Genomic DNA, 10,237 nt, shown 5'->3' with positions numbered 1-10,237 from the left:
TCCCTGTAAGATATGCCATCCTCAATCACATGTTAGGGCTGACTAAGTATTGGGCTTTGCGAGATTATGCACGCTTACCCCCCTAACCTGCCGAATCAGGTTCACTAACGCTATGGACATCTTACTTCCTATGGCTTCCTTCAGACCCTGCCGTTAGCCAGCAACGCCCTTGCCATTCGGATTATCTTCCCCTTAGTCAGGGTGATACAGGTCTCTTGCAACCTGTCGGGTTTGCCAACCTCGCTGGGCAAACACAAAAAATGGCGCCATCAAAAATGAAAGACGCCATTTAATAATAAAAGATAATAGCAAGCTACTTACCAATACAAAAAGATGAAAATATCTCACCGAGCAAATCATCACTAGTAAATTCACCGGTAATTGAGTTTAACGCTTCATGAGATAAACGTAACTCCTCAGCAAATAAATCCAACACCCTGTCATCTTGTTGCGCAAACCCATAAGCCTGATTTAAGTGGATCATGGATTCATTAAGCGCACGAAGATGACGTTCACGAGCCAACCATGGCGTTTCTTGCTGAACTTGCAAACCAGCTATTGATAATAATAATTCACTTAACTCAGCTAAACCAAGCTGTGCCTTAGCGGATAAGAAAACTGTATTTTGTTTTGCATTATTGGCCTTTAATTGATTTAAGGATGCATCATCAAGTAAATCAATTTTATTAAATACCGTAATCACAGGTGTTTTAGGGGGCATATTATTAAGAATATCTTGATTAGCATCCAGATCCGGTTCTGCCGCATCTTGTAAATGCAAAATCACATCCGCCTTGGCAATTTCAGCCCAACTACGTTCAATACCGATACTCTCAACCGTATCCTCCGTTTCACGCAAGCCGGCAGTATCGACGATATGCAATGGCACACCTTGCAAATGAATCTGCTGCACCACCCTATCCCGTGTCGTACCTGCAATTGGAGTAACAATTGCAACCTCGTCACCCGCTAATGCGTTTAAGAGACTCGACTTACCAACATTCGGCTGACCAGCCAGGACCACATGCACACCTTCGCGTAGAATCATTCCTTGTTTAGAAATATCTAAAATATGCTGTAATTTTGCACGTAATGACTCTAATTGTGGAACAGCATCGTATTTTTCTAAAAACTCGATTTCCTCTTCAGGAAAATCCAAAGTCGCCTCCACCAGCATACGTAAATACACAATGCTATCTGCTAGCTCATTGACCAAACGAGAAAACTCACCACTTAATGAAGCCATGGCGCTACGAGCAGCCGACTCGGAACTCGCATCGATTAGATCCGCAACCGCCTCTGCCTGAGCCAAATCTAATCGCCCATTTAAAAAAGCACGCTGCGTAAATTCACCCGGCTCTGCTGGACGTAATCGCTGATCTGCTAGCGGTATCTCTAAACAACGCTTAATTAAACGCTTTAATACCGCTGGACCACCATGGCCCTGCAATTCCAGCACATCTTCACCAGTATAAGAATGCGGACCCTTGAAGTATAAAGCAATTCCCTCATCAATGGCTGTACCATCGGCATCATTAAAGGGTAAATAATAAGCATGACGTGGTCTTAAATCACGTTTAAAAAAAGCCTGTATATATGAGGACAAATCCTTTGCAGAAATGCGTACCACACCGATACCACCACGGCCCGGTGCGGTTGCGATAGCAACAATCGGATCACTCCGAAACTGTAATACTGACATGTTTAAAACAAATTATTCAATATAAGAAGCGATTTCTTTAGCTAAAGCCTGTAATTCATCAGCATCTGCAGCAACACGACCATGGGACTGTCTACTTTGGCCCTCATAAACCGGTACTAAATGACAATGCAAATGGAAAACAGTTTGACCGGCTGGTGCATGATTAAATTGACTAATAATTAAACCATCCGCCTTAGTCGCTTTCATTAAAGCAGGGGCAATTTTTTTGCAGGTTTTGGCACATGCTGCAATCGCTTCATCACTAATATCAAAGATATTCACCGCGCCCTCTTTTGGTAAGACTAATAAATGCCCTCTCGACTCCGGCATAATATCCATCATGACATACGTGGCATCATCTTCATATACCTTATAAGATGGCGCTTCATTTCTTAAGATCTTTGCAAAAATATTATCTGGTTGATATTCCATTGTGTCTACCTATAATTTAAAGTTATGAGCTAAGCCCATCATCTAATGTGAATAAGCAGTGATTGAACTTGGTATAAAGCATCTTATCATGCCACTACCGTAAATTATCCACTTTCTCAGTCTTTATAAAACACTAACTTATGCCTAAATCTATCAAGCTTAAGTAATTGAAATTAAAGCTTTAAAATGACTTATTCAGCTTATCCACAGAGCATAATAATAAAAATAAATATTAATAATTAATAATCTATTCTCATCTTGCTTAGTTACTATATCAAGCCTCTACGCATCACTTCTAATTTGAAATGGTTGTATCGATGAAGATTAGTTAGATATCTAATGAGCGTGGTTATTTAATATTGATTAACTTTTTTTGCATCAATAAGCAGAATTAATTGTGGATAAGTAGTGTTTGTATTTGGATTAACTAGTATTCAAAACAACACTGCTAATTTAATTCACAATTAAATCTAATCTAGTTATCAAACTTATACAAAAATAACGTTATTTTAAGTAATTGATTTATCAAGCTAAAAACAAGTTATCCCACTTATCCACAAGTCATAATAATAAAAACAAGTATTTAAATTAATTAAGCTATTAACATCAATATTTAAAGATTTTTTAAACGTTCAATGGCTTGAATTAAGGTCTCATCGCTTTTAGCAAAACAGAAACGCAGCATATGATTATTCGCTTCAACAGAATCACTATTTTTATAAAACGCTGAAACAGGAATTAAGGTTACACCCACCTCTTTAGTTAACTTAATTGCGAAATCAATTTCAGCTATATCGTCTATATCACTGTAATCTGCTAATAAGAAAAAAGTTCCATCACTTGGAATAGCTTTAAACTTGGTATCCTTAAGACCATTTAACAATAAATCATGTTTTTGTTCATAAAATGCTGAAAGTTCAAGATAGTGTGAAGGCTCTTTCATAAATTCAGCGAGCGCGACTTGAATTGCAGTATTAACTGAAAATACTGTGAATTGATGTACTTTTCTGAATTCATTCATTAATTTTGATGACGCCACGCAATAACCTATTTTCCAACCGGTACTATGATAGGTTTTACCAAAGGAAGAAATAACAAAACTTTTTTCTTTCAACTCTTCATGGCTTAAGAAGCTTAAAAATTTTTTATCACCGAAAACAATATGTTCATATACTTCATCAGCGATTAAAAAAATATTCTTTCCTCTGGTTATCTCTGCTAGCGTATCTAAATCGCTTTGTTCGAGTGTGATACCAGTTGGATTATGCGGAAAGTTAAGAATAATTAATTTAGTTTTATCGGTGATCGCATCCTTTAATTGTTGCCAATTCATGCTGTAACGTAAATTATCCTTAGTTGGCTTTGTTAGCTGGACAATCACAGGTTGACCACCTGCTAATCGAATACACGGCACATAGGAATCATAATTTGGTTCAATCACAATCACTTCGTCGCCTGGATGCACCACCGCCTGTATTGCTACCATTAAAGCCTCGGTAGCACCACTCGTTACAGTGACATCAGTATCAGGATTGATTTGCGCACCATAAAGTGTATTTACCTTTGCTGCGATTTGATTTCTTAGTGAAGGAATACCTGGCATCGGTGCATATTGGTTATGCCCGGCTCTCATCGCCTCATCAATTAAGTTAAGCAATTTCACATCAGGATTAAACTCAGGAAAACCTTGTCCCAAATTAATTGCTTGATGATCAAGCGCTAATTGACTCATTACTGAGAAAATAGTTGTTCCAACATCAGGTAATTTAGACTTAATACTTAGACCTGAACTATTCAATGACATAGTAACCCCTTCTTGATTTGCACATGGTTGATTGTAATTCACCCTATATCTTATCAATTTATTTACTTTGATAATACATATGCTTATAAGCCTTATGCACAGATTGTTCAGATTAAATCCGCAGCTTTACCAACGCTTATCCACAAAGTTATCCACAATCCCCATTTGTTTCACGTGGAACGTGAGCGATTTAAGTTGATTTTTGTTTCACGTGGAACAAAGCAGAAGGTAGCGTTTCTTGCTTGTTGTATCTATCTTTGTTATTACTGTATATGCAAATTAGTGAGCACCACTAGTAGCAGAAGCTTCAATTACAACGAATCAAAGCTAATTCTTATACTTGTTCCACGTGAAACATCAACTCTTTAAAATCAATTTATAGCGGTAATTATCTATGGTAAAATACATCAACATAAATTCTAAAATGCAGATGGATAGATTACTCGCCTTATACTGCGTTACGTGGTTTCACCATAAAAATAAAGGCGCATCTTAATTAATTGATTCAATAAAATATTATCTCCGTCTCAGCGCTATAAATTTTTTATACCCTTAAAATATCATGGACTTTCCAAATAAATTTGATGTAATTGTTGTTGGTGGGGGTCATGCCGGTACGGAAGCGGCCTTAGCTGCTGCTCGTATGGGATCTAAAACCTTGTTGTTAACACACAATATCGAAACACTCGGTCAGATGTCTTGTAATCCCTCGATTGGTGGGATTGGTAAGGGGCATTTGATTAAAGAAATTGATGCGCTCGGCGGCGCAATGGCACAAGCTATTGATAAGGCGGGTATTCAATTTAGAATTCTTAATAGCTCTAAAGGCCCTGCAGTCAGAGCAACGCGCGCCCAAGCAGATAGAGTCCTATATAGAAATGCGATTCGCTATATCTTAGAAAACCAAGAAAACCTTTACTTATTCCAGCAAGGCGTCGATGATTTATTGATTGAAGGCGACCGTGTGATAGGTGCAGTTACTCAAATCGGTTTAAAGTTTTACGCACCGGTTGTTATATTGACAGCAGGAACATTTCTTAACGGTAAGATTCACGTTGGTCTTGATAATTATTCAGGTGGTAGAGCTGGAGATCCGCCATCGGTCAGTCTTGCTCATCGTTTAAAGGAGTTAAACTTAGCTCAGGGACGGTTAAAAACGGGTACGCCACCTAGGTTAGATGCGCGTACTATTGATTTTACGCACTTGGTTGAGCAACCAGGTGATACCGATCCTATACCCGTTTTCTCCTATCTGGGACGTACAGAACCACCCCCGCCACAAATTTCGTGTTGGATTACGCAGACGAATGAACGTACCCACGACATTATCCGTAGTGGCTTTGACCGTTCACCGATGTTTACCGGTAAGATTGATGGGGTCGGTCCGCGTTATTGTCCATCGGTTGAAGATAAAATTAACCGTTTTGCCGATAAAAACTCACATCAAATCTTTCTAGAACCCGAGGGATTACATACCCATGAGATTTATCCAAACGGTATTTCAACGAGTTTGCCATTTGATATTCAATTTAAGTTAGTGCGTAGTATCCGTGGTCTAGAAAATGCACATATTTTGCGACCAGGCTATGCCATTGAATATGATTATTATGATCCACGTGAATTAAAAGCTAGCTTGGAAAGTAAACACATTAAGGGTCTATTCTTTGCCGGACAAATAAATGGTACTACTGGTTATGAAGAGGCAGCTGCTCAGGGTTTATTAGCGGGTATTAATGCTTGTTTACTTTTACAAGGTAAGGATAGTTGGACGCCGCGCCGTGATGAAGCCTATTTAGGTGTGTTGGTCGATGATTTAATTACCCGTGGCGTGACAGAACCATACCGTATGTTTACCTCACGCGCTGAATACCGACTAAGTTTACGTGAAGATAATGCCGATTTTAGATTAACAGAAATTGGTTATCGTTTAGGTGTGGTACCTCAGGCACGTTGGGAAGCCTTTGCTGCTAAACGTGATAATGTTCAAGCTGAAATCAAGCGTTTACATTCTATTCGGGTGCACGGAGAGACCTTTGATAAAAACGAAGCGGCTGCCGTCTTAGGTACTGCACCTGAAAAAGCTTATGTTTTAGCTGAACTACTTAAGCGTCCGAATGTTAGTTATAAGGCCTTAATGAGTTTAAAAAGCAAAGAGGGTGATAGCTTTAGCACGGATAAAACCTTAAGCCATGATGAAATTGATCAAGTGGAAATTCAGATTAAATATGCTGGCTATATCGATAGACAGCAAGAAGAAGTGAAGCGTCAACAGCAATTTGAAAATATGAAAATTCCAGCTGATTTTGATTATGATGCGATTAGTAACCTATCGATTGAAGCGCGTTCATTTTTGAATAAGCATCGACCCGAGACCATAGGTCAAGCGTCTCGTATTTCCGGTATTACGCCTGCTGCTATTTCACTGTTGTTAATCCACTTAAAGCGGGCACAGCAGTCGTTAAAGGCCTAATCTAACGCTAAAGCTATGTTAGCTTATAAATAAATGTTTCACGTGAAACAATGCGAATTAACACCAGATAGGTAAGGTTCATATGATAGACTTTAGTATCCGTCTAGAACAAGCTGCAGAACAAATGGGTTTAAGGCTTGATGATAAACAAAGGCAGGATATTTTGCTCTACCTTGAGCTTATACAGAAGTGGAATAAAACGTATAATATCACTGCGATAAAAGATGCTGAACAAATTTTGATTCAGCATCTATTTGATAGTCTTGCTGTAATACCGTCCTTAGTTGAGCGCTACGATCCACAATTACCATTGACTGTATTGGATGTGGGTTCAGGCGGAGGCTTGCCTGGTGTGGTTATTGCGATATGTTGTCCTCAGTGGCAGGTGACATGTGTGGATGCGGTTGAAAAAAAGACTGCATTTATTACCATGGTCGCTGGACGCCTGGGTTTGAAGAATCTGCGTTCAAAGCACGGTAGAATTGAAGACTATCGTTCACATGAAGCAGATTTAGTGATATCTAGAGCTTTCGCATCTTTACGCGATTTTGCTAATTGGTCTGGTCATACCTTAAAAGTTGGTGGTCTACTGGCGGCGATGAAGGGGCATTATCTAGCCGATGAGGTTGCTGATTTAGAATGTAATACAGATTGGCAACTAAGTAGTTGGCAAAAACTGCAGGTGGTGGATCTGGATGCTGAGCGTTGTTTACTATGGATAAGTAAAAAGGATTAGGGTGGTTAAATTGCCTAAAATATATTGTGTAGCAAATCAAAAGGGTGGCGTGGGTAAGACGACCACCGCAATTAATCTTGCTGCTGGTCTTGCCTCGAATAAGAAAAAGGTTCTTTTAATTGACCTCGATCCTCAGGGTAATGCGACCATGGGTTCTGGTGTCGATAAAAATGATTTAGAATCAAATGTTTATCACGTATTAATAGCTCAAGTAGGCATTAATGATGCCGTTGTTAGCTCTGAAACAGGTGCTTATGATGTACTAGCCAGTAATCGCGAGTTATCTGGTGCTGACATTGATTTGATGGAATTAGAAGACCGTGAGTATCGCTTGAAAAATGCGATTGCTGAATTAACTAAGCAATATGATTTTATCTTAATTGATTGCCCACCCACCTTATCCTTATTGACGATTAATGCATTAGCAGCTGCCGATGGCGTGATTATTCCAATGCAGTGCGAATATTTCGCCTTAGAGGGCTTATCGGATTTAGTTAATACGGTTAAGCGTGTACATCAAAATATTAATCCTAATTTGGAAATCACCGGTTTATTACGTGTGATGTATGATGCACGTATGACTTTGCAGCAGCAAGTCTCCGAGCAATTGGAAGAGTATTTTGGCGATAAAGTATTTAAAACACTTATTCCGCGCAATGTTCGTTTAGCTGAAGCGCCAAGTTATGGGATGCCTGGCATTCAATACGATAAATCATCGCGTGGCGCAAAAGCTTATATGCAATTTGCTAAAGAGCTTTTAAAAATTACTAAGAAAAAATAATTAAAGTAATTAGTTTAAGTTTAAATTAAAGTATCGAGAAATGGTTAATAAATCAGTAAGTAAAAAAACAGCGTCTAAAACTACCGTAGCTAAAAAAACAAGTGCAAAAAAAGCAACAATTAAAGCCACTGCCGCAAAAAAACAAGCTAAGGGTTTAGGTCGTGGATTAAGTGCTTTGTTAGGTGATGATATCGGCATGGCTCAGGTTCTTAGAGGAGAGGCGACCGTTGATAGCGGCACGAAGGCCACAACTGAAGTGGCTACACCTCAAAGCGAAGGCGAAGCGTCCAGCACAAATACATTGCAATTAAAGCAATTGCGTGCAGGTAAGTATCAGCCACGCAGCAAGATGGAACAGGAAAAGTTGCAGGAATTGGCTGACTCGATAGCGCGTGAAGGGATTATGCAGCCCTTACTAGTACGTCCTTTAGCGGGAACTAAGGACGCTTTTGAAATTATTGCCGGGGAAAGACGATTTAGAGCAGCAAAAATCGCTGGTTTAAATGAAGTGCCGGTCCTCATTCGCGATGTAAGTGATGAGCAAGCCGCGATTATGGCGCTTATCGAAAATATGCAGCGTGAGGACTTAAATCCTTTAGAAGAGGCCAAAGGTATACGACGCTTAATTGATGAGTTTAATTTTACGCATGAACAAGCAGCAGAAAGTATTGGACGTTCGCGTTCATATACCTCTAATTTGCTAAGATTACTTAATTTAGCTGAACCCGTTCAGGAGCAGTTAATCGAAGGCTTAATTGATATGGGCCATGCTAGAGCCTTATTAGCACTTAACTCAGCAGAACAAATTCTATTAGCTCATCAAGTGGTCGCAAAGCAGTTATCAGTGCGTGAAACAGAGCGTTTAGTGAAGCAATTTTTAAATCAAGATAAGCAACAGAAAAAGCCTGTCAGCAAGGAAAGAAGTCGTGACGTGCTGCGTTTAGAAGAAGCCTTGTCGGACTATTTAGGTACAACAGTAACAATCAAGGTAAATGCAAAACAAAAAGGGCAGTTACTGATCGATTTTCATGATTGGGAGCAGCTAAATAATCTACTAGAAAAGCAAGGCTTAGCGGATGTGATTGAAAATTGAAAGCAACGCTCAGGGCAGTCGTTTAGCTCGCCTTTTGAGTTTTTTATAAAATATATGGATATGTTGTCTAAAAGCTTGGCTAAATAGCAACAAAAACACAACATTTTTAATTATCAGCATGATAGTATTTGACAAATACCAAATAACTTATTATCATAATTAATTCTTTGCGGTGGAGTGTCCGAGTGGCTAAAGGAGGCAGACTGTAAATCTGTTGGCTAACGCCTACGTTGGTTCGAATCCAACCTCCACCACCAAAGAGTGTTGCTTAGAGCCTAATAGTTATAGATGTAGGGTCGTTAGTTAGGTATCCCATTGCGGGTGTAGCACAATGGTAGTGCAACAGCCTTCCAAGCTGACGGCGTGGGTTCGATTCCCATCACCCGCTCCAACTGTCTTTATATCTGTTCTCGCTAGGACTAGCAAGCATCAATTTTCACCCCAGATAATTAGAGTAAATAATCTGTAACAGGCAAATGATTTACTCTAGCTATTTGTAGCTAATAAGAATTGTTGTTTTGAATATTGTGTAGGAATTACACCAGCAATTATTATTGATTTAATAGCTGGCTACTCAATGCACAAAGCATCAAGTTTCCTAGTGCCCAAGTGGCTCAGTGGTAGAGCACTCCCTTGGTAAGGGAGAGGTCGCGAGTTCAATTCTCGCCTTGGGCACCACTACATTAATTATCACACTAACTGTCAGGAATCTTTCAGGAGTAGGTCATGGCAAAAGGTAAGTTTGAACGTACCAAACCCCACGTAAACGTTGGTACTATCGGTCACGTTGACCACGGTAAAACCACTTTAACAGCAGCGATTTGTACTGTACTTGCAAAGGAGTACGGTGGTGATGCGCGTGATTATGATCAGATTGACGCAGCTCCCGAAGAGAAAGCGCGTGGTATTACCATTTCTACCTCACACGTAGAGTACGAAACGCCTACTCGTCACTATGCGCACGTTGACTGCCCGGGTCACGCCGACTATGTTAAAAACATGATTACTGGTGCGGCNCANATGGACGGTGCGATTTTAGTATGTTCAGCAGCTGATGGCCCAATGCCTCAGACGCGTGAGCACATCTTATTATCTCGTCAGGTAGGTGTTCCTTACATCGTAGTATTCTTAAACAAAGCTGACTTAGTTGACGATGAGGAGTTAATTGAGTTGGTTGAGATGGAAGTACGTGAGTTGTTAAGCATGTACGAGTTCCCAG

The 10,237-nt window shown here is 39.7% G+C and carries 8 protein-coding genes and 3 tRNA genes; 8 read left to right on the top strand and 3 right to left on the bottom strand.

Annotation, left to right across the window (positions count from 1 at the left end):
- Positions 1–313 precede the first annotated feature (313 nt).
- The 3 genes from mnmE to A3GA_RS0110735 all read right to left on the bottom strand — a co-directional run bounded on the left by mnmE (position 314) and on the right by A3GA_RS0110735 (position 3,938).
- Positions 314–1,702, bottom strand: a complete 1,389-nt coding sequence (mnmE, locus tag A3GA_RS0110745) for a tRNA uridine-5-carboxymethylaminomethyl(34) synthesis GTPase MnmE (RefSeq protein ID WP_018027407.1) — start codon at positions 1,700–1,702, stop codon at positions 314–316.
- A 12-nt stretch (positions 1,703–1,714) separates the two neighbouring features.
- Positions 1,715–2,134: an HIT family protein gene (locus A3GA_RS0110740; RefSeq protein ID WP_018027406.1), complete on the bottom strand. Its 420-nt coding sequence runs from the start codon at positions 2,132–2,134 to the stop codon at positions 1,715–1,717.
- A 613-nt stretch (positions 2,135–2,747) separates the two neighbouring features.
- Positions 2,748–3,938 (bottom strand): methionine aminotransferase, encoded by a 1,191-nt coding sequence (locus A3GA_RS0110735; protein ID WP_018027405.1) that lies wholly within the window; start codon positions 3,936–3,938, stop codon positions 2,748–2,750.
- 562 nt (positions 3,939–4,500) lie between these two features.
- Between A3GA_RS0110735 and mnmG the strand changes: the two genes are divergently transcribed.
- The 8 genes from mnmG to A3GA_RS0110695 form a co-directional block, all read left to right on the top strand.
- Positions 4,501–6,408, top strand: a complete 1,908-nt coding sequence (gene mnmG, locus A3GA_RS0110730) for a tRNA uridine-5-carboxymethylaminomethyl(34) synthesis enzyme MnmG (protein WP_018027404.1) — start codon at positions 4,501–4,503, stop codon at positions 6,406–6,408.
- An 82-nt stretch (positions 6,409–6,490) separates the two neighbouring features.
- Positions 6,491–7,144, top strand: a complete 654-nt coding sequence (rsmG, locus tag A3GA_RS0110725) for a 16S rRNA (guanine(527)-N(7))-methyltransferase RsmG (RefSeq protein ID WP_018027403.1) — start codon at positions 6,491–6,493, stop codon at positions 7,142–7,144.
- A gap of 1 nt (position 7,145) precedes the next feature.
- On the top strand, positions 7,146–7,925 hold the full coding sequence (locus A3GA_RS0110720) for a ParA family protein (protein ID WP_018027402.1): 780 nt from the start codon (positions 7,146–7,148) through the stop codon (positions 7,923–7,925).
- 40 nt (positions 7,926–7,965) lie between these two features.
- Complete coding sequence (locus tag A3GA_RS0110715) at positions 7,966–9,018, top strand: ParB/RepB/Spo0J family partition protein (RefSeq protein ID WP_018027401.1); 1,053 nt, start codon at positions 7,966–7,968, stop codon at positions 9,016–9,018.
- Between the two features lie 171 nt (positions 9,019–9,189).
- Positions 9,190–9,275, top strand: a tRNA-Tyr gene (locus tag A3GA_RS0110710).
- A 60-nt stretch (positions 9,276–9,335) separates the two neighbouring features.
- Positions 9,336–9,409, top strand: a tRNA-Gly gene (locus A3GA_RS0110705).
- A gap of 212 nt (positions 9,410–9,621) precedes the next feature.
- Positions 9,622–9,696, top strand: a tRNA-Thr gene (locus A3GA_RS0110700).
- 48 nt (positions 9,697–9,744) lie between these two features.
- Positions 9,745–10,237: GTP-binding protein (locus tag A3GA_RS0110695; RefSeq protein WP_018027262.1), on the top strand; the 493-nt coding region annotated here is incomplete at its 3' end.

Origin of the sequence: Oligella urethralis DSM 7531 (assembly GCF_000372065.1) — a bacterium.
GTDB lineage: Bacteria > Pseudomonadota > Gammaproteobacteria > Burkholderiales > Burkholderiaceae_B > Oligella > Oligella urethralis.
Note: the sequence above shows the minus strand (reverse complement) of the source record. Positions and strands in the feature narration are given on the sequence as shown.

Excerpts from the sequence above, each read along its gene's own strand:
- mnmE (WP_018027407.1), bottom strand. The coding sequence starts at position 1,702 with ATGTCAGTATTACAGTTTCGGAGTGATCCGATTGTTGCTATCGCAACC.
- A3GA_RS0110735 (WP_018027405.1), bottom strand. The coding sequence starts at position 3,938 with ATGTCATTGAATAGTTCAGGTCTAAGTATTAAGTCTAAATTACCTGAT.
- rsmG (WP_018027403.1), top strand. The coding sequence starts at position 6,491 with ATGATAGACTTTAGTATCCGTCTAGAACAAGCTGCAGAACAAATGGGT.
- A3GA_RS0110715 (WP_018027401.1), top strand. The coding sequence starts at position 7,966 with ATGGTTAATAAATCAGTAAGTAAAAAAACAGCGTCTAAAACTACCGTA.
- mnmG (WP_018027404.1), top strand. The coding sequence starts at position 4,501 with ATGGACTTTCCAAATAAATTTGATGTAATTGTTGTTGGTGGGGGTCAT.
- A3GA_RS0110740 (WP_018027406.1), bottom strand. The coding sequence starts at position 2,134 with ATGGAATATCAACCAGATAATATTTTTGCAAAGATCTTAAGAAATGAA.